Origin of the sequence: Sorangium sp. So ce367 (assembly GCF_051520455.1) — a bacterium.
In the GTDB taxonomy this organism is placed as follows: Bacteria; Myxococcota_A; Polyangia; order Polyangiales; family Polyangiaceae; genus Sorangium; species Sorangium cellulosum_B.
Genome location: NZ_CP150334.1, coordinates 9,144,509 through 9,164,137 on the forward strand (window position 1 = coordinate 9,144,509; position 19,629 = coordinate 9,164,137).

Here is a 19,629-nt window from a genome sequence, read left to right on the forward strand (position 1 = left end):
CGGTCGCCACGCGATCACGGCAGCGCCGGATGGCGAGGCGGCGCGGCGCACCCGTCGTAGACCAGAGGAGGAGGCATCAGTGAGCCAGGCCCGACCCCATGTGCTGGTGGTGGACGCCGAGAAGAGGGTCCTCGACAGGCTCGCGCTCGAGCTGAACCAGGGCGGCTTCGACGTCACCTGCGCCGAGAGCGGGCCCGCGGCGATCGAGCTCGTCAAGGCGCGCCGCTTCGACCTCGTGGTCGCCGATGTGGGGGCGCTCGGCATGGAGGGCGCCGGGGCCATCGCCGCGCTCAAGGCGCTCAGCCCGGACCTCGAGATCATCGTCGGCGCCCCCTGCTCGAGCGCGCAGGCCGCCGTCGAGTGCATCGAGCACGGCGCCTACGACATGCTGGAGAAGCCCTACGACATCGACGACCTGAAGCGGCTGCTCGAGGCGGCGATGCTGCGCACCCACCTCGACGCCGTGGCGGCCGTCCACCAGGCGAGCGCCGCCCTTGTCGCGTCCCTCTCGCGGGACGACTTCCCCGAGCGCGCCGTGGATCTCGCGGCGAAGGTCGTCTATACGACCAGCGCGGCGCTCTGTCTGGCGCTCGATCAAGGGGCCGCCCTGTACCAGGCGGCCTCCGGCGCCGAGGTGTCTGCGGCGTTCATCGCGCGGCTCGCCGGGCGCATCGAGGGCGCGCTCGCGCCTGTCCGCCTGTCCGCGGACGACGCGCCCGATCTCCTCTGTACCGCAGAGGGCGATCGCTTCGGCGCCGCCATCGTCGCGCCGCTCCGCCTGGGCGAGAGCTCGTTTGGCGGCCTCGTGGTGCTCCGCGACGAGCGCCTGCCTGCGTTCACCAGCCAGGAGGAGCAGGCCATCGGCATCTTCGCGATTGAGCTCGCGCTCGCCTTTTACGGCCACAAGGTACGGCGCTCGCTCGGCCCCTGCGCCGCCTGACGCCCGCGCGCGGGATGGCTGATGATGATGAGGCGCGCTTCCGCGGGCGGCGCGCTCGTCCGCGCCGAGATCTGCGGCGAGCGCCCGCAAATTCTTCGGCGATCGAGCTCAAGATTCCCTCTGGCGAACGCGTTCGCACCCCACTAAAGGAGGGGAGCGATGAGCCCCACCGCTGCACCATCGACTCTCCCCGCCAGGGCCCAGCGCGCCGCGACCTTCTACCGGGACCTCGTCGGCAAGAAGATCGCGATGGCGCTGAGCGGCGTCATCTTCTTCGGCTTCGTGATCGGCCACATGACCGGCAACCTGCAGGTCTTCCTCGGCCGGGAGAAGATCAACGACTATGCCGCCTTCCTCCACGGGACGCCCTCCCTGCTCTGGGGGACGCGGATCGTCCTCCTCGCCGCCCTCATCGTCCACGTCTACACGGGCGTGACGCTCGCGCAGCACAGCCGCGCTGCCCGGCCGGTCCCCTACCAGGTGAAGGGGCAGCGGCGCCCGAACGTCGCCGCGCGGACGATGCTGCTGAGCGGCGGCGTGCTCGCCGCCTTCATCGTCTATCACCTGCTCCACCTGACGACGGGCACGGTGCACCCCGACTTCGTGCCGCTCGACGCCTACGACAACGTCGTGAAGGGCTTCAGCTCGGCGCCCGCGGCGATTGCCTACGTCGTGGCGATGGGCCTGCTCGCGCTGCACCTCTACCACGGCGCGTGGAGCATGTTCCAGTCGGTGGGCTTCAGCCATCCGCGCTACACGCCGGCGCTCAAGAAGCTCGCGGCCGCGTCGTCGATCCTGCTCTTCGCCGGCTTCTCATCCGTCCCGCTGGCCGTCCTGTTCGGCATCGTCCGCTGAGCCCGGAGCCTCCGTCATCATGCAGCTCAATGCGAAGATCCCCGAAGGTCCCATCGAGAAGAAGTGGGACCAGCACCGCTTCAACCTGAAGCTCGTCAACCCGGCGAACAAGCGGAAGTACACGGTCCTCGTCGTCGGCACCGGCCTCGCCGGGGGCGCGGCGAGCGCGACGCTGGCCGAGCTCGGCTACAACGTGAAGAGCTTCTGTTTCCAGGACTCTCCGCGCCGCGCCCACAGCATCGCCGCGCAGGGCGGCATCAACGCCGCGAAGAACTACCAGAACGACGGCGACAGCATCTACCGCCTCTTCTACGACACCGTGAAGGGCGGCGACTACCGCGCGCGCGAGGCCAACGTGTACCGGCTCGCGCAGATCAGCGTGAACATCATCGACCAGTGCGCCGCGCAAGGCGTGCCGTTCGCGCGCGAGTACGGCGGCGTGCTCGCGAACCGCTCCTTCGGCGGGGCGCAGGTGTCGCGCACGTTCTACGCGCGAGGCCAGACGGGGCAGCAGCTCCTCCTCGGCGCCTACCAGGCCCTCGAGCGGCAGATCGGCCTCGGCAAGGTGAAGATGTACCCGCGCACCGAGATGCTCGACCTCATCGTCATCGACGGCAAGGCGCGCGGCCTCATCACCCGCGACCTGATCACCGGCGCGCTCGAGACCCACCTCGGCGACGCGGTCGTCCTCGCGTCGGGCGGCTACGGCAACGTCTTCTTCCTCTCGACGAACGCGAAGGGGTCGAACACCACGGCCATCTGGCGGGCGCACAAGCGCGGCGCGCTCTTCGCCAACCCCTGCTTCACGCAGATCCACCCGACGTGCATCCCGGTCTCGGGCGACTACCAGTCGAAGCTGACGCTCATGAGCGAGTCGCTCCGCAACGACGGCCGCATCTGGGTGCCCGCGAACCCGGGCGACACGCGCCCGCCGGAGCTCATCCCCGACGGCGAGCGTGACTATTACCTCGAGCGTCGCTATCCGAGCTTCGGCAACCTCGTGCCGCGCGACGTCGCGTCGCGCGCGGCGAAGGCGGTATGCGACGAGGGCCGCGGCGTGGGGCCGACGCGGCTCGGCGTGTACCTCGACTTCTCGGACGCCATCCGGCGCCTCGGCAAGCCGGCCATCGCCGAGCGCTATGGCAACCTCTTCGACATGTACGAGCGCATCACGGGCGACGACCCGTACAGCGTCCCGATGCGCATCTATCCGGCCATCCACTACACGATGGGCGGGCTCTGGGTCGACTACAACCTGATGAGCACGATCCCCGGCCTGTACGTGCTCGGCGAGGCGAACTTCTCCGACCACGGCGCGAACCGGCTCGGGGCGAGCGCGCTGATGCAGGGCCTGGCGGATGGGTACTTCATCATCCCCTACACCATCGGCGATTACCTCGCGTCGACGAAGCTCGAGCGGGTCGACGATCTCCACCCCGCCGTGAGGGACGCCGAGCGCGACGCGAGCGCGCGGCTGAACAAGCTGCTCGGCGCGAACGGCTCGCGCACGGCCGACTCGTTCCACCGCGAGGTCGGCAAGATCATGTGGGAGGCGTGCGGGATGGCGCGCAACGCGGCCGGGCTCAAGGGCGCGCTCACGCGGATCCCGGAGCTCCGCGAGCAGTTCCACCGCGACGTCCGCGTCTCGGGGACCGGCACCGGCCTGAACCAGGAGCTCGAGAAGGCGGCGCGCGTCGCCGACTTCTTCGAGCTGGCAGAGCTCATGTGTCGTGACGCGCTCGACAGGGAGGAGTCGTGCGGCGGGCACTTCCGCGAGGAGCACCAGACGCCCGAGGGCGAGGCGAAGCGCGACGACGACCGCTTCTCCTATGCCGCCGCCTGGGCATGGCGAGGCGAAGGTCAGGCCCAGGAGCTCCACAAGGAGCCGCTCCAGTTCAACGAGGTTCACCCCACGCAGCGGAGTTACAAATAATGCGCCTCACCCTCCATGTCTGGCGGCAGAAGGGCAAGTACGAAGCGGGCCGGTTCGTCACGTACGAGGTGCCCGACGTCAGCGAGCACATGTCCTTCCTCGAGATGCTCGACGTGCTCAATCAGCGGCTCATCCTCAAGGGTGAGGAGCCAATCGCGTTCGATCATGACTGTCGCGAGGGCATCTGCGGCATGTGCGGCTTCATGATCAACGGCCAGGCGCACGGCCCCCTCCGTGGGACGACCGTGTGTCAGCTGCACATGCGTCACTACAAGGACGGCGACGTGCTGTGGCTCGAGCCGTGGCGGGCCCAGGCGTTCCCGGTGGTAAGCGACCTCGCGGTGGACCGCAGCGCGTTCGACCGGATCATCGCGTCGGGCGGCTTCGTCTCGGTGTCGACGGGCAGCGCGCCGGACGCGAACGCGATCCCGGTGCCGAAGGTGGTCGCCGAGCGCGCCATGGACGCGGCGGCGTGCATCGGCTGCGGCGCCTGTGTCGCATCTTGTCCGAACGCGTCCGCCTCTCTCTTCACCGCGGCGAAGCTCACGCACCTGAACCTCCTGCCGCAGGGCCAGCCGGAGCGCGATCAGCGGAGCCTCAACATGGTCGCCCAGATGCGCGTCGAGGGCTTCGGCCACTGCACGAACGTCGGCGAGTGCGAGGCGGTCTGCCCGAAGGAGATCCCCCTCGACATGATCGCGCAGATGAACCGCGACTACCTGCGCGCGACGCTGGTCCACCGCGACGTGCAGGCCAAGGGCGGCACCGGCTGAAGCGCCGCACCGCCGGCCTCGCCCGAAGCCGGCGGCGCCTCCCTTCCCTCCCCTCTCCTCGACAGCGAACGCCCTCCTCCCGCACGTCATGAACGGCGGCGCTCCGTCGCCGTCACCCCGCCGCCAAGGCGGGCGCGCCCTGGATTGACCACCGGCTCGCCGCCCGACGCGCCGCGCCAAGGGTGCGCCTGTGGCCCGCGGGGGTCAGGCCGGCCCTTCGGCCCAATCACCGCCCGTACGGCGGGCCCCCGGTGCCTGCAGGCGCAGGCTGCAGCGCCTCGGCGCGAGGCGCACCCGAGCAGGGCCCCGCGGCATGACAGGCGAGCCCTGGTGCCGCGGGTGCGCCAGCACGATCCCGACGGCCGCCGCAGGTGTGGCACGAGACCGCCGTCATCTCCCGTTTTCGTACAATTTTTCACCAAAAGCACAAGATTTTGCAGGCCACCTGTGGAAAACAGGCCAGGAGTTTCCTGATCACCGACTCAGGTACTTCCTAAACAATCTTCACATCCCGAGCTCCAACCGTACAGTCAACGTGGGATAAGCACTCGGCATGTTTCGAGAACATCTCGTCGCGACTCGCGCCCATGCCAGTGGGGGCTTTCCAAGTGTGACGAGCCGTCGCTCCAGTAGCAGCGCAACCGCGAAGATGCCGTGGCGCTCTCCCGCGCCGCAATGAAACGTGTCAGGGTCAACAGGCACTTGTTCGAGGTCGCGAGTTGGAATAACCTCGAAATTGTCCTGAACGGGATCAGACGTCATAAGACAATTGTGGTCACCCCACACCATGTCGTAGACTAGGTCGAACTTAGAGCGCCGCAGCGAGGGGGGGCATCCCGCGGCGAGCGCGTCGAGGATCGCATCGAGTATCGCTCTTCTGCGGAAGCCGGTTCGAGGGGAGGGCCGGCAGGAGGAGAAGCCAGAGGCAACGGCCGCGGCGACCTTTCTCCCGGCGGGTCAGGAGATCCGCTTTCCACACGGGAACGACGCGCACCGGGACCGCAAATCAGACCCACGGGGGCCGGGCAGATCGCCTGACGGCGCCCAGCTGCACCGTTCCCGCTGCGCGCCTTCGGCGCGCGCCGGGGTCTGCGAGGCTGGTCGGATGCGGGAGTTCGAACATCAGACAGGTCTCTTGGACGAGCGAAGAAGTAGGAGGGGAACTTCATGAGGTGCTGCATCGACGGCCTTAATCTGCATCCGACGAGCGTCCACGATGCTGCCGTTGCTCTCGACACCGTGACGGATCGGCTCCTCGCCGCGGGGGATCGGCGAGCGGCCTTCACCGACGTCTACGGTATCGTCACGCGCGCGGTCGCGGCGCAGGTCGAGCGACGCGATGGCATGTTCCTCGAGCCGGCGTGGATCTCGCGGCTCGCGGGCCGGTTCTGCGAGCGGTACCTCCAGACGCTCGGCTGGTACGATCGGGGCGCGGCGCAGGACTGCGGCGCCTGGCACATCGCGTACGCAAGCACGGCGTCGCGGTTCACGCCCCCCGTGCAGAACGCGCTGCTCGGCTTCAGCGCGCACATCAACTACGACCTGATCTTCGGGATCCACGCGACGATCGTCGAGTTCGGGCACGGCGCCGACCGGACGATGCTCGCGCGGCTCAAGCACGATCACGATCAGATCAATTCGCTGCTCCGCGCCTCGGTCATCGAGGCGCTCGCGCGCCTCACCGCGCGGCACGGCTGCCCCCTCAGCGCGTTCTTCCTGGACACCGCGCCGGAGGTCGCTGTCTGGGTGTCGATGGAGATGCTCTCGCGGTGGCGCGAGCGGGTCTGGGACGACGTCCTGGCGCTCCTCGCCGCGCGCAGCGGGAGCGAGCGGGCGGCGCTCTCCCGCGGGATCGAGCGGCGCTCCATGCGCATCGCCCAGATGCTCGCGCTGCCCTCGCTCCACCAGGCGCCGCATACGGCGCTCCGCCTCCTGTCAAGGGCCGCGTGATCGCGACCGACCGCAACCGGAGCCCCGCCCGATCGTAGAATGGGGGCATGAGCAAGCTGCCCAAGGAACCGCCCGCCGGCGAGATCACCCCTCCAGCGCTCTACCTGCGACGGCGCGAGCTCCTCAAGAACGCGGCGCTCTTCGCCGGCACCGCGTCGGCCATGGGCGGCGGCCTCGTCTGGCTCACGGGCGGCGCGGCGCGCCTCTCGGCGGCCGGCGCCCCCGGCGGCGAGGCCACGCCGCTCGGCAGCGCCGCCGCGCCGCTCGGCAGCGCGGCAGCGCCGCCGGGGCCGCTGGCCGCCGGCGCGTCGTCCTCCGGGACGAGCTCGAGAGACCCGTTCGTCACCGACGAAGCGCGGACCTCCTACGAGGACATCGTTTCGTACAACAATTTCTACGAGCTCGGCCTGAGCAAGTCGGAGCCGGCCCAGAACGCCGGCCGGCTCAGGCTCCGCCCCTGGTCCGTCGCGTGCGAGGGAGAGGTGAAGAAGCCCGAGGTCATCGACCTCGACACCCTCCTCCGATGGTTTCCCCTGGAGGAGCGCGTCTATCGAATGCGCTGCGTCGAGGCGTGGTCGATGGTGATCCCCTGGCTCGGGTTCCCGCTGGGCGCGCTGCTCAGGCGCCTCGAGCCGACCTCTCGCGCCCGGTACGTCCAGTTCACCACGCTGCTCGATCGAGAGCAGCTGCCCGGCCAGCGGAGCGACGTGCTCGAGTGGCCCTACGTCGAGGGGCTCCGGATCGACGAGGCCATGCACCCTCTCACGATGCTGGCCGTGGGCCTCTACGGCAAATCGCTGCTCGGCCAGAACGGAGCGCCCATTCGCCTGGTGGTGCCGTGGAAGTACGGCTTCAAGGGGTGCAAATCGATCGTCAGCATCAAGCTCACCGAGCGGCAGCCGGGGACGAGCTGGAGCCGCGCCGCGCCGGACGAGTATGGGTTCTATGCGAACGTGAACCCCGCGGTGGATCACCCGCGCTGGAGCCAGGCGACGGAGCGGAGGATCGGTGAGCTCCGTCGCCGCCCCACGCTGCCATTCAACGGCTATGCGGAGGAGGTCGCCGGCCTCTACAGCGGGATGGACCTGCGGGAGAGCTTCTGACGATGCGCGCGCCAGCGAGGACGATGTCGCCGCCGCGCGCTGTCGCCGCCGGCGTGCCGGCTGGCCGGAAGCTCGGCTGGCTCCCGCCCGCGGTCGTCGCCGGCGGGCTGATCCCGCTCGCCGTGCTCGGCCTGCGCGCCGGGGCCGGGGCGCTCGGCCCGGACCCCGTCGCCGAGGCGCTGAACCAGCTCGGCCTGCTCGCGCTCGTGCTGCTCATCGCCTCGCTGGCGGCGACGCCGCTCAAGCTCGTGTCGGGCTGGACCTTTCCGCTGCGTATCCGCAAGGCGCTCGGGCTGCTCGCGTTCTTCTACGCGTGCGCCCACTTCCTGACGTATGCGATCGTCGATCAGGGCCTCGACGTGCGCGCGATCGTCGAGGACCTCACGGAGCGCCCCTTCCTCCTCGCCGGCTTCGTCGCGCTCCTCGTGCTCGTCCCGCTCGCGGCGACGTCGACCGCGCGCATGCTGAAGCGCCTCGGCGCCGCGCGCTGGAAGCGCCTGCACCGCCTCGCCTACGCCGCCGCCGTCCTCGGGATCGTGCACTTCTTCCTCCGCGTGAAGAAGGACGCGACAGAGCCGATGATCTACGCGGCGCTGCTCGCGCTCCTCTTCGCCGTGCGCATCGCGAGCGCCGTCCTGCACAGGCGCGCGGCGCCGCGCTGAGCGCCAGCGTCGCGCCGTCGCCGCGCGGCGAACCTGCCGCGCGGCGACGCGCGTTCGGGTACCATGGGGCTTCGACGTGGAACGCGTGAGGACGGCGTCATGAGGCTCTTCACCATCGGGGACAGCATCTCTCAAGGCTTCATGTCGCTCGGCGCGGCGCGCACCCAGCTCGCGTACTCCACGTGGATCGCGCATGCGCTCGGCGTCGACGTCGGCGACGCGCTGTCGAGCCCGGCGTACCGCGTGCCCGACTACCCGGCCCACGGGCTGCTGCTCGATCTCGAGGTGGTGCTCCGCCGCCTCCAGCTCGCCTTCGGCGCCACGATCGACAGGCTCGAGTGGGCCGCCGTCCTCCTGGAGATCAACCGGGTGCTCGACGTGGCCGAGGAGTACTACGAGCGCGGCGAGGGGGCCGGCCGCTACCGCGGCGGGAGCGTCCCCTGGTTCCACAACGTCTCGGTGTACGGCTTCGACGTGGCCGACGCGTGGCTCGTGACCCCGAGGCTCTGCAGGGAGCGGATCGCGGCGGCGCCCGGCGCCAGGAACGGCTTCTTCCAGGGGCCCAACGCGGCGTTCTACCGGACCGCGCTCCGCGTCCTCAACCCGTCGCGGGACGAGCGCCTCGACGGGTACAGCCAGCTCGACTGGCTCGGCCACCACGCGCGCGGCGAGGGCGTCGAGAACCTCCTCCTCTGGCTCGGCCCCAACAACGCGGTCGGCTCGGCGATCCTCCTCAGCGTCGCGGCGACCGAGGACAGGCCCGAGCGGCGGCCGGCCTCGCTCAGCTTCGACGAGCGGACCCGGGCGCAGTGGAACCTCTGGATGCCCGACGACTTCGTCGCCGAGTACGGCGAGCTGCTCGACCGGGTCGACACCCTGATGCGGCGCAACGAGAGCCCGGGCTGGCGGGTGTTCGTGGCCAACGTGCCTCACGTGACGATCGTGCCGATCGCCACGGGCGTCGGCGACCCGCTGCCCGGCCTGCCGCGCTACTACCCCTATTACACCTATCCCCCGCTCGCTCGGGGCACCCGCCTGATCGAGGCGGGCGCGCCGCACCTCACCGCGGCGGACGCGCGGCGCATCGACGAGACGGTCGACGCCTGCAACGCGCAGCTCGTCCGGCTCATCGAGGAGAAGAACGCCCGCCACCGCACGCCCCGGTATCACCTCGTCGACGTCTCCGGCGGCCTGGACCGGCTCGCGTACCGGCGCACCGGCGGCGAGCCGGCGTACGAGTTCCCCGCGTACTTCGCGGCCAACGTCGCGCCGCCGATGGACACCCGCTTCTACCACGTCGATCGCGCCGGGCGCCGCAGGGCCGGCGGCATCGTCAGCCTCGACGGCGTTCACCCGAGCGTCATCGGCCAGGGCCTCCTCGCCCACGAGTTCCTCAAGGTCATGAAGGAGGCCGGCGTGCCTGGCGCCGACCCGGACCGCCTGCCGTGGCCCAGGATCGTGGCGAGCGACACGCTCTATCAGGACCCGATCCCGCTGATGGAGGAGATCTACCAGTACGAGGAGCTCTCGTACGCCGTGCTCTCGGCCTACCGGTACGTCTTCGGAGGGTTCCAGGGGCGCCGCGGCAGCATCAAAGACTTCTAGAGCGCCCCTGGTACGAGGCGTCGCAGAGCGGCGGTCACCCGCACAGGAGACGGGCCCAGATCGGCGTTTTCGGCGCGGAAGCGCACTCCGGTGCGCTGAGCACCGAAAACGTCGAGATGGGCCCGTATCCGAAGCGGGTGACCGCCGCTCACGGCACCGCGGGGGTGCTCCCGCGGAGCATGAAATAGATGAGCACCCCGGTGACGGAGACGTAGAGCCAGAGGGGCAGCGTCACCCGCGCGACCTTGGCGTGCTTCGCAAAGTTCGCCTTGTAGGCGAAGTAGAAGGACGTCAGCGCGAGCGGCACGATGCCCGCCGAGAGCACGATGTGCGAGATGAGGACGGCGAAGTAGACGGCGCGCAGCGGCCCGGTGCCCTGGTACTTCGTGTCGCCGTGGACGAAGTGATAGGCGAGGTAGCCGACGAGGAACAGCGACGAGGCGGCGAACGCCGAGACCATCAGGTACTTGTGCACGACCATCGCGCGGCGCTTGATCGCGATCCAGCCCGCGACGAGGAGCGTGGCGGCCGTCGCGTTCAAGGCGGCGTTCAGCGGCGGCATGAAGCGGAGATCCGCGCCGCCCGCGCCCCGCCGGATGATGAGGATGTAGGCGAGGAACGCCAGCGCGGCCGCGGAGAGCACGGCATTGAAGGCGTAGAACGAGCGGTCGCTGGTGCGGGCGAGCAGGCCGACCGGCTTCAAGTGGCTCGAGGCGTGGGACGACATCGCGCGGTCCATACCAGAGGAGCGCGCCGAGCGCGAACGCGAGCGGGCGACCTCGGATCAGCGAACGGAAGCGGACGGAAGCCGACGGAAGCCGACGGGAGCCGACGGAGACGAACGCCAGCGCTCGCAGGCCGACCGAAGCGGACGGGCGCAGACAGAGCCGCCCCGAGCGACCCGTGGGCTAGGCGGAGCTCGGCGCGATCCCCATCGGCGTGGGGCTGCGATCCGCGTTCCGCAGCGGCTCGCGCATGGTCACGAACTCCTCGGCAGCGGTCGGGTGGATGCCGATCGTCGCGTCGAACTGCGCCTTGGTCGCGCCGCACTTCAGCGCGACGGCGAACCCCTGGACGATCTCGCCGGCGTCGGGGCCGACCATGTGGACGCCGAGCACCCGGTCGGTCGCGCGGTCGACGACGAGCTTCATCATCGTCTTCTCCTCGCGCCCGGAGAGGGTGTGCTTGAGCGCGCGGAAGGTCGAGAGGTAGATGGCGACGTCGTGGTGCTCTCGCGCCTGCGCCTCGGACAGGCCGACGGTGCCGACGTTCGGCTGGCTGAAGACGGCGGTCGGGATGCCGGCGTAGTCCACGCGCGCGCGCTCGCCGCGGAAGAGCGTCTTCACCAGCGCCATCGCCTCGGCGATGGCCACGGGCGTGAGCTGCACGCGCGAGATCACGTCGCCGAGCGCAAAGATGGACGGGACCGACGTCTGGAACGCGTCGTCCACCACGACCGCGCCCTCCTCGTCGAGCTTCACCCCGACCTCCTCGAGGCCGAGCCCCTTGGTCTTCGGCAGGCGCCCCGTCGCGTACAGCACGCAGTCGGCCGCGAGCTCGGTGCCGTCGGCGAGCGTCGCGACGAGCGCGTCGCCCTGCCGCGCGATGCTCTCGACGCTCGCGCCCAGGCGGAGGTCGAGCCCCTTCTTCTGGATCTCGGCGGCCAGGAACGCCCGGATGTCGTCGTCGAAGCCGCGCAGGAGGTGCAGGCCGCGGTGGACCAGCGACACCCTGGCCCCGAGGCCGTGCAGGATGCCGGCGAGCTCGACCGCGATGTAGCCGCCCCCGACGATGACCGCCCGCCGCGGCATCGCCTGGAAGTGGAACAGGTCGTCGGAGGTGACGGCGAGCTCGCGCCCGGGGAGATCGGGGATCCAGGGGTAGCTGCCGGTCGCGACGAGGATCCGCTCGGCGGTGATCCTGACGCCGTCGATCTCGACGGCGTGGGGATCGACGACCCGGGCGTGCCCCCGCCGAACGTCGGCGCCCGAGTTCTTCAGGAGCCGCTCGTAGACGCCGTTCAGGCGCTCGATCTCCTTGTCCTTGTTGCGGAGGAGCGTCGGCCAGTCGAACGACGGGCCGGCGTGCCCGTTCCCGCCGGCGCCGTGGCCAGGCACCGTCCAGCCGTAGCCGGCGGCGTCCTCGAAGTCCTCGGCGTAGTGCGAGGCGTAGACGAGGAGCTTCTTCGGGATGCACCCCAGGTTGACGCAGGTGCCGCCGAGGTGGCGCGACTCGGCGACGGCGACCCGGGCGCCGTAGGAAGCGGCCATGCGGGCTGCGCGCACGCCGCCGGAGCCGGCGCCGATGACGAACAGATCGTAATCGTACTTGGACATGGCGGACGACTATGCCCCATGTGGGGCGCGGTCGCCGCGCGCCGTGCGGTCGCGCGCGACGGGCTCCGCTCCCTCCGGCTTCGGCTCGGCCACCGGCGCGGGGATTCTGCTACGGTCCCGCCGTTGCGCTCCTCGACCCACACGGGAACCTTCGCCGACGCTCCGCCACCGCGCCCGCGCGACGGCGACCTGCAGGAGCGTCCTGCGCCGCGCCTCGCGGGACGCGCGCGCCGCGCCCTGCCCTTCGCGCTGGCGGCCGCGCTCGTCGCGTTCGTCCTCGGCCGGCTCGACTTCGACGCCTTCCGCGCCGCCCTGTCGCGCGTCGACGCCCCGCTCTTCGTCGCCTTCGCCGCCCTCTTCGTCCTCGCGCTCCTCGGCGCCGACACGTTCGCGACCGTCCTCGTCTACCGCCGCCTGATCGCGCCCGTCGCCTTCCGCGATTTCCTCGTGCTCCGCGGCGCCTCCTACCTCCCGTCGCTGCTCAACCACCACGTCGGTCAAGCCTTCGTCACGGTCTTCCTCGCGCGCGTGCACGCCGTGCCGCTCGCGCGCGTCGCCGGCGCGACGCTCGTCGTGTACGCGTCGTGGCTCGGCTGCCTGCTCCTGCTCGGCGCCGTCGCCGTGCCCGCGAACGGCGGTCCGCTCGCCGGGTCCGCCCTGCTCCTCGCGGCGGGCGCGCTCTACCTCGCGATCCTCGCGCTGCGCCCCGCCCGTCTCGCCCGCACGAAGCTCCTCGCCCCGCTCTTCGAGGCGGGCGTGCGCGGCCACCTCGTCGCCCTCGCCGCGCGCATCCCGCATCTCCTCGTCCTGTTCGCCGGCACCTGGCTCCCCTTCTGGTTCTTCGACGTGCGCATTCCCCTTGGAGCCGCCCTCACGTACATCCCGATCCTGATGGTGGCGGTGACGCTCCCCATCACGCCGCAGGGCTTCGGCACGCGCGACGTGCTCGCCGCCGCGCTCTTCGAGGGCTTCGCGGCCGGCGCGACGCGCGACGCACGCCTGGCCGCCATCGCCGCCTCGACGACGACGTGGGCCGTGGCGCTCACGCTCGTCGAGGCCGCGCTCGGCCTGGCCCTCCTCCGGGGCGTTTTGCCCCATATGGAGGCAAAGCGCCCCGTCGACGCTCCTCCGTCCGGTCATGACGCGGCGTAACGCGGCTCGCCGTCACGGTATTTCAAAATCTTTCAACCAGGCTACTCGCCAACCTCGATTGGCGCATCGTTTGCCATAGAGCTGCAAGCGGCGGAAGAGCGGCCCAGCAGAGGCCAAACAGGCCCTGCAGAGACCAAAGAGGCCCTGCAGAGGCCGAAGAGAGATAGGTCGGCCAAGAGCAGGTTCGGCGTGGCGAGTTTCGGGTTATAGTCTCCGGCCCCCTGGCGTTCGTTTCGTCCTTCTGGCCGCGTGCGACCCGCTGAACATCGCAGACTGGACCAGTCCGCGCCGAGCGACCCTCTATGAAGAACCTGGTTCGTTTCCTCGCCTCCTCGGATCACGACGTCGCCCGCGCCCTGCGCCACGTGCGCCGGCAGGTCCGCAGCTTCACCCTGCCCGCGCCGCGGCCGCTCGTGGTCCCGATGCGCATGGCGTTCGAGGCCGCGCGCGAGGTGTACTATTTCGGTGCGCGTGTGCTCGTCTGCGAGCCGCATTTCAAGTCGCACTGCGCGCAGTACGGCAAGGGTGTCCGGACGGGGACCTTCATCCACTTCATCACTGGGCGGGGCGACATCATCCTCGGTGATAACGTGGTGCTCGACGGCAAGACCGACTTCATCTTCGCCGCGCGGTTCTGCGACCGCCCCACGCTGCGGATCGGCGACAACACCGGGATCGGGCACGGCTGCCGGATCGTCGTCGGCAAGTCGGTCACCATCGGCAAGCACTGCATGATCGCGGCGGGCGTCTTCATCCTCGACTCGAGCGGCCACCCGAGCGATCCGGAGGCCCGGAGGCGGGGCCTGCCTCCCTCGGACGCCGAGGTGCGGCCGGTCGTCATCGAGGACAACGTCTGGCTCGGGACCCGGTCCACGATCTTCCCGGGGGTCACGGTCGGCGAGGGCAGCGTGGTGTCGGCGGGATCCATCGTGATGGCCGATGTCCCTCCGTACACCGTCGTCGCTGGCAATCCGGCCCGACGGGTGGCATCACTCCGGACGACCGAGCCGCCGCCGCCCATCGCACCCGCGGCGGACCGCGCCGATGCGAATGCGAGGAGGCACGGCGCGGACGACGCTGCGCGTCGCTCGGGCTCCGACAGCGCATCTTAACCCTGGAGTTCTTTCATGATGATCGAGGTGGAGAAGGTGATCGATGTCATCGTCACGGTCGGCCGCTTGCCCGCCGCGATCAAGCCCGATGACGACATCTACGACGCGGGGTTCTCCTCGGTTCGAGCGCTCCAGCTACTCACCGAGCTGGAGGACCGGTTCAACGTCGCGCTCCCCGACGACCGGTTCAGCGTCGCCCGCACGCCGCGCGCGCTGAGCTCCCTCATCCAGGAGCTCGCGCCGTGAGGAAGGTCGTCACCGTCGAGCTCGCGGCGCCTGCGACCGAGATGGCGCAGGAGGAGATACCCAAGCAGATCGCCTTCCTCTCGAAGGAGATCGCGAACATCCGCTTCGTCCGCGAGGGCGCCGCGCTGGAGTTCGAGGCCCCCGAGGAGCGCGCGGCCGACCTCGCGAAGGCGGCGGAGGGCATCGCGCGCACCATGCAGCGCAGCCTGCGCCAGCTCACGCGGAAGCTCGTGTACCGCAGCCCGGCGTGCGATCGGGTGGAGTTCCGGGGCGGCGCGCTCCCGGCCGGTATCACGCAGATGGGCCAGGGCCAGGTCGCCCTCGAGGGCATCCCGCTGCGGCTCTACCGCTACTTCGATCGCTCGCTGGAGGCGCTCGGCGCGCCGTTCTCGCCGAGCCCGATCCTGGTGCCGACGTTGATCCCGGCGGCGACGCTGGCGAAGTGCGACTACTTCCGCTCGTTCCCGCACATCGTCACGTTCACGTGCCACCTGCCGGAGGACATGCCGCTCATCGAGGATTTCCGGGCGCGGCATCAGGACCGGGACACGCTCGACGAGCGCGCGCTGAGCGACATGGCGCAGCCGGAGGTGTGCCTCTCGCCGGCGGTCTGTTACCACGTGTACGCGGCGAACCGGGGCCGGGTGCTGCCGGCCGGCGGCGCGCGCTACGCCCTCGCGGGCCGCTGCTTCCGCTACGAGTCGAGCAAGATGGTCGACCTGCGGAGGCTCTGGGAGTTCACGATGCGGGAGATCGTCTTCCTCGGGTCGCGGGAGAACGTCCTCGCGCTGCGCGAGCAGGGGAACGAGATCGTGGCGCGCTACCTCGACGAGCACCGGCTCGCCGGCGAGATCCGGACGGCGAGCGACCCGTTCTTCATCGCGCCGGACGCGGCCGCCAAGACGTACTTCCAGATCAGCAGCGAGACGAAATACGAGATCTCGTTGATGCTCCCGGAGGACGAGCGCGTGGCGGCCGGCTCGCTGAACTACCATACCGACTTCTTCGGCCGCGCGTTCAGCTGCGATGTCGAGGGCGCGGGCCCGATGCACAGCGTGTGCATCGCGTTCGGCCTGGAGCGGTGGGTCTACGCGTTCCTGGCCCAGCACGGCGACGATCCGTCCGGCTGGCCCGATGTCGTGCGGCGCGCTCCCGAGATGGCAACCCTGTAGAGCGGCGCATCGCCGCTCCGCCGCTTGCTCGCAGTTCCGTTTCCTGGGGGTTCAGAGAGGCTTCGCGTCCATGAAGTTCGAGCGCGTCGATCCGGTCGCGGCGGCGGACGAGGCCAGCTTCGTCCTGCGCGAGGCGTGGTCTCCGCCGACCCTCCATTACACGGCCGGCTACCTGCGATGGCAGTTCGGCTTCCCCGGCCCGTCGCCGCAGGCCGTGCTCGCGCGAAAGGGCCGCGAGCCGGCCGGCTTCATCGGCGTCGCGCCGCGCCGCTTCCGGTTCCGGGGCGCCACGTCGGAGGGATATGTCCTCTCGTTCGTGAGCGTGCGGCCAAAGTTCCAGGGGCAAGGGCTGGCGAGCCGGCTGTACACGGAGCTCCTCGCCGGCCTCCGGGAGACCCCCCTGCCCATCGCGGTGTTCGTGGAGGCGCGGTCCGCGCCCGCGCAGCGCGTGCTCTTCAAGGCGGTGGCAGCGGTGGGTCTCGAGCTGAAGCAGCTCACCGCGTGCCGGAACCACGGCTATCTCCCCCGGGCGAGCGCCGCGCCGCCGCGGGCCGTGGCCGCGCCTGCATCGGCCGTGCAGGACGTGCTCGCCGTGATGGCGACGTGCAGCGGCGAGCGCGTGCTGTGGTCGGCGCCCGACGCGGCGCACCTCGAGCACGCCCTCCGCGATCCACGGCCGCGCCGGCTGTTGCTCGTCGAGGAGGCGGGCCAGGCCGTCGGCGCCGCGGTGGTGTTCCTGTCGGAGATCGCGACCGCCCGGGGGATCGACCGCGTGGCGACGCTCGGCGCGCTCTTCCTGCCGGAGCCGACCGCCGACCGGCTCGCGGCGGTGATGCGCGGGGCGTCGGAGGCCTTCGGCGGAAAGGCGACCACGCCGACGGTGAGCGCGCCGAACCTGGCGATCGTCCCCGAGGACCAGCTCAGGCCGGCCGGCGTGCGCGCGACGGCCGCGACCTTCGACGCATTCGTGATCCAGCCGAAGGGCGGGCCCTGGCTGGACGCCGAGACGACCAACCTCGAGGTCGTCTGACGCAACGGTGTCCCAGGGGCAACCATCTACATTGTAGATGGTTGCCATGAGAACAATGCCGATTCACAAGATGGATCGGCGGGCGCATGCTGAGGTCATGGCCAACAACACTTCTTCGATGGTGATCCGGCGCTCTGGCGAGCGGGGCTATGCCGACCACGGGTGGCTGCAGTCGTTCCACACGTTCTCGTTCGCCGACTACCAGGATCCGGAGCACATGGGCTTCCGTGCGCTGCGGGTCATCAACGACGACCGCGTCGCCCCGTCGCGGGGGTTCGGGATGCACCCGCACCAGAACATGGAGATCGTCACCTATGTCCTGGAGGGGGAGCTCGCGCACAAGGACAGCATGGGGAACGGGTCGACCATCCGCCCTGGCGAGGTCCAGCGCATGTCGGCGGGGACGGGCGTGTACCACAGCGAGCACAACACCTCGAAGGCGGGCGTGACCCACCTGCTGCAGATCTGGATCGTGCCGGATCGGCGCGGGTATACGCCGAGCTACGAGCAGAAGGCGTTCTCGAAGGAAGAGCGCCAGGGCAAGCTGCGGCTCGTCGCCTCGCAGGACGGGCGCGAGGGCTCGGTGACGGTCCACCAGGACGTGAGCCTGTTCGCGGGGCTCTTCGAGCAAGGCGAAGAGGCGCGCTACGAGCTCCCGGCCGGCCGAAACGCCTGGGTCCACGTCGCGCGCGGGAGCGTCGAGCTGAACGGGACGCTGCTCGAGGCCGGCGACGCGGCGGCCATCGGAGCACCCGGCGCGGGAGGAGCAGGTCAGTCGCTCCACCTCGTCGGGAAGGGCGCGGGCGAGGTGCTGCTGTTCGACCTCGCCTGAGGGGCGGCTCTCGCGCGCCCCGCTCCCCGGCGGCTCGATGAGACAGAAAAGACAGCGGGAGATCGCGCGCATGATTCACGGCGTCAGGAGACGCCTGCCGCCTGCAAGGGAGCTCCCTGGGGCAAACAGGCACCTTGCGGGCGGCGGCGCGACATACCGCCATGATCGTCATCCCTCTTCGCTCGTCCCCCGCAGACGCGCCATGTCGCCGCCGCGCTGCGGATCCGACGCCACGAGGCAGCTGAATCCGTGAATCTCGATCTGGCGGGCTTTGCGTGTCTCTCCCGCTTGCTCGCCGGCGGTATACGCTCCATAGAGATCTCATGGACGCCATCGATCTCCTCGTACGCCACCACCGCGAGCTCGAGCAGCGATTCTCCGAGCTGAAGGAGGCCTCTTCCGTCACCGCGGCGCAGTTCTCCGCTGCCGCCGACCTCCTCGCCACCCACATCACGATCGAAGAGCAGGACTTCTACCCGGCGGTCCGGGCTCGCCGCACCGAGGATATCCTCCTCGAGTCGCTGGAGGAGCACCTGTCCATCAAGCGCGTGCTGGCCGATCTCGTGGCCCTCGACGCCGCGGACGAGACGTTCGGGGCCAAGCTCCATGTGCTCGCCGAGCAGCTCGAGCACCACCACAAGGAGGAGGAAGAGCACCTGTTCCCCAAGGTCAGGAAGCTCCTTGACGACGGCGCGCGCGAAGCGCTCGGGCAGCAGATGCACGCGAGGATGCGCGCGCTGCAGCAGGGGGAGCCCCGCAGGCTCGTCCTGGGCCAGACCGACGCCGCAGCGCCCCTCCCCTGAACCATGAGCTGCCTCTCCAGCCCCCTCTCCCCGGGGCCGTGAGCGCCCGGACACGCAGTCCAGAGACGACTGGACGACTGTTAGAACTGTTAGAACTGTTAGAAACGATACCCTCACGCAACACGCGCGTGCTGAAGCGGGACGTAAAAACCTGAGCTGCACCCGCGCGCCAGCGCCACCGCCACCGCCACCATACAGGCCAGCGAAACCTGAGAAATTCGTCGGAGCGAATGCGATTTTTCTAGTCGGAGTTCCCCTACGGTCGTTATTCTAGACTGCTGCGAGTCTCGTGGCAGGGGTCCGGAATGGCCGCGGGAAGAGAGCATGCTGCGAAGGAGCCGATGGACAGGGCCTGATGCCGTACGCCAGCGGCTCGGCGCAGCGGGCGCTGTCCGGCGCGCGAGCGATGTCCAACGCTCACCGGGGGATCTTCGACGGAGGTAGGATGACAGCTCGACCTGTACTCTCGATTGACACATCCTTCGACCCGGACAGCGCGTGGTTCGCGGCTGGACGCACGCAGCTCTACGGGCGTATGGGAGAGCAGTTCTCCATCGTACCGTTCGGACGCGCCAGCGCGGAGCGGAGCCGGATACTCCGCCAGATCGCGCGCGCCGAAAGCACCGGCAATCCATTCCGGGCGATCGTCGTGTCGTCCCACGGCAAGACGAGCTGCGTTGTGGACGACGAGTCGCCCGACGGCATCCTGCTGTCGCACGAGAGCCCGGCGCAGGAGATCGAGCTCTGGGCGCGCAATCGCGTGCTGTATTTCTGCTGCGGCGAGACCGCGAACGGCCCGCTGTTCGACAGGCTCCTCGACGCGGGAGCGCGGGCGGTCGTCGGCTTCACGGGGAGGCTCGGCGCCACGACCGTCGACGGCAAGTTCTTCTGGCGGCTGCTCGATCACGAGCTGGTGACCTGCGCGCTGCACGACCAGCAGGTGCCGGGCTTCGAGAGGGCGCGGCAGCAGTTCCTGGAGCGCGTCACGCTGCGTCTCACGTCGCTCCCCGACGACGGAGCGGTGCGGGACGAGCTCTCGAAGATGAGGGACCTGCTCGTGGCGATGGTGATCAGGGGCCCGGGGAAGGGCTAGCCCCAGCGCGGCGCGCTCTCCGGTAGACCGAG

18 protein-coding genes are annotated in these 19,629 nt (G+C 70.0%); 16 read left to right on the forward strand and 2 right to left on the reverse strand.

Annotated elements, in window-relative coordinates; all coding sequences use genetic code 11:
- Positions 1–79: 79 nt before the first annotated feature.
- From WME97_RS34745 to WME97_RS34780, 8 genes are all read left to right on the forward strand, one after another.
- Positions 80–940 carry a response regulator gene (locus WME97_RS34745; RefSeq protein WP_437544008.1) on the forward strand — a complete coding sequence of 287 codons (861 nt, stop codon included), beginning with the start codon at positions 80–82 and terminating at the stop codon, positions 938–940.
- A 159-nt stretch (positions 941–1,099) separates the two neighbouring features.
- Positions 1,100–1,795 carry a succinate dehydrogenase cytochrome b subunit gene (locus WME97_RS34750; RefSeq protein ID WP_437544010.1) on the forward strand — a complete coding sequence of 232 codons (696 nt, stop codon included), beginning with the start codon at positions 1,100–1,102 and terminating at the stop codon, positions 1,793–1,795.
- A gap of 19 nt (positions 1,796–1,814) precedes the next feature.
- Positions 1,815–3,728 carry a fumarate reductase/succinate dehydrogenase flavoprotein subunit gene (locus tag WME97_RS34755; protein WP_437544012.1) on the forward strand — a complete coding sequence of 638 codons (1,914 nt, stop codon included), beginning with the start codon at positions 1,815–1,817 and terminating at the stop codon, positions 3,726–3,728.
- Positions 3,728–4,501, forward strand: a complete 774-nt coding sequence (locus tag WME97_RS34760; RefSeq protein WP_437294365.1) for a succinate dehydrogenase/fumarate reductase iron-sulfur subunit — start codon at positions 3,728–3,730, stop codon at positions 4,499–4,501. The genes WME97_RS34755 and WME97_RS34760 overlap by 1 nt, the downstream gene beginning before the upstream one ends.
- A gap of 1,167 nt (positions 4,502–5,668) precedes the next feature.
- Positions 5,669–6,451 carry a DUF5995 family protein gene (locus WME97_RS34765; protein WP_437544014.1) on the forward strand — a complete coding sequence of 261 codons (783 nt, stop codon included), beginning with the start codon at positions 5,669–5,671 and terminating at the stop codon, positions 6,449–6,451.
- Positions 6,452–6,498: 47 nt separating this feature from the next.
- Positions 6,499–7,554, forward strand: a complete 1,056-nt coding sequence (gene msrP / locus WME97_RS34770) for a protein-methionine-sulfoxide reductase catalytic subunit MsrP (protein ID WP_437544016.1) — start codon at positions 6,499–6,501, stop codon at positions 7,552–7,554.
- 2 nt (positions 7,555–7,556) lie between these two features.
- The gene (locus WME97_RS34775; protein ID WP_437544018.1) at positions 7,557–8,216 is read left to right on the forward strand and encodes a sulfite oxidase heme-binding subunit YedZ; all 660 of its coding nucleotides are present in this window, start codon (positions 7,557–7,559) and stop codon (positions 8,214–8,216) included.
- Between the two features lie 99 nt (positions 8,217–8,315).
- Positions 8,316–9,821 carry a hypothetical protein gene (locus WME97_RS34780; protein ID WP_437544020.1) on the forward strand — a complete coding sequence of 502 codons (1,506 nt, stop codon included), beginning with the start codon at positions 8,316–8,318 and terminating at the stop codon, positions 9,819–9,821.
- Positions 9,822–9,969: 148 nt separating this feature from the next.
- Here WME97_RS34780 and WME97_RS34785 read toward each other — a convergent pair whose 3' ends face one another.
- On the reverse strand, positions 9,970–10,560 hold the full coding sequence (locus tag WME97_RS34785) for a DUF420 domain-containing protein (protein WP_437544022.1): 591 nt from the start codon (positions 10,558–10,560) through the stop codon (positions 9,970–9,972).
- 169 nt (positions 10,561–10,729) lie between these two features.
- Positions 10,730–12,157 carry a glutathione-disulfide reductase gene (gor, locus tag WME97_RS34790; protein WP_437544023.1) on the reverse strand — a complete coding sequence of 476 codons (1,428 nt, stop codon included), beginning with the start codon at positions 12,155–12,157 and terminating at the stop codon, positions 10,730–10,732.
- Positions 12,158–12,280: 123 nt separating this feature from the next.
- On the opposite strand from gor, the gene WME97_RS34795 reads away from it, so the two are divergent.
- The 8 genes from WME97_RS34795 (at position 12,281) to WME97_RS34830 (ending at position 19,597) form a co-directional block, all read left to right on the forward strand.
- Positions 12,281–13,309, forward strand: coding sequence for a lysylphosphatidylglycerol synthase domain-containing protein (locus WME97_RS34795; RefSeq protein WP_437544025.1), 1,029 nt, complete (start codon positions 12,281–12,283; stop codon positions 13,307–13,309).
- Between the two features lie 302 nt (positions 13,310–13,611).
- Positions 13,612–14,421, forward strand: coding sequence for an acyltransferase (locus WME97_RS34800; RefSeq protein WP_437544027.1), 810 nt, complete (start codon positions 13,612–13,614; stop codon positions 14,419–14,421).
- Positions 14,422–14,436: 15 nt separating this feature from the next.
- Positions 14,437–14,667: an acyl carrier protein gene (locus WME97_RS34805; RefSeq protein ID WP_012239182.1), complete on the forward strand. Its 231-nt coding sequence runs from the start codon at positions 14,437–14,439 to the stop codon at positions 14,665–14,667.
- A complete protein-coding gene (locus WME97_RS34810) occupies positions 14,664–15,839 on the forward strand; it encodes a hypothetical protein (protein WP_437544029.1) in 1,176 nt (391 codons plus the stop codon). The genes WME97_RS34805 and WME97_RS34810 overlap by 4 nt, the downstream gene beginning before the upstream one ends.
- 70 nt (positions 15,840–15,909) lie before the next feature.
- On the forward strand, positions 15,910–16,869 hold the full coding sequence (locus WME97_RS34815) for a GNAT family N-acetyltransferase (RefSeq protein WP_437544030.1): 960 nt from the start codon (positions 15,910–15,912) through the stop codon (positions 16,867–16,869).
- A gap of 118 nt (positions 16,870–16,987) precedes the next feature.
- Positions 16,988–17,701, forward strand: a complete 714-nt coding sequence (locus WME97_RS34820; protein WP_437555550.1) for a pirin family protein — start codon at positions 16,988–16,990, stop codon at positions 17,699–17,701.
- Positions 17,702–18,024: 323 nt separating this feature from the next.
- Positions 18,025–18,504 carry a hemerythrin domain-containing protein gene (locus tag WME97_RS34825; protein WP_437524352.1) on the forward strand — a complete coding sequence of 160 codons (480 nt, stop codon included), beginning with the start codon at positions 18,025–18,027 and terminating at the stop codon, positions 18,502–18,504.
- Between the two features lie 445 nt (positions 18,505–18,949).
- A complete protein-coding gene (locus tag WME97_RS34830) occupies positions 18,950–19,597 on the forward strand; it encodes a hypothetical protein (protein ID WP_437544032.1) in 648 nt (215 codons plus the stop codon).
- The last annotated feature ends 32 nt before the right edge of the window (positions 19,598–19,629 follow it).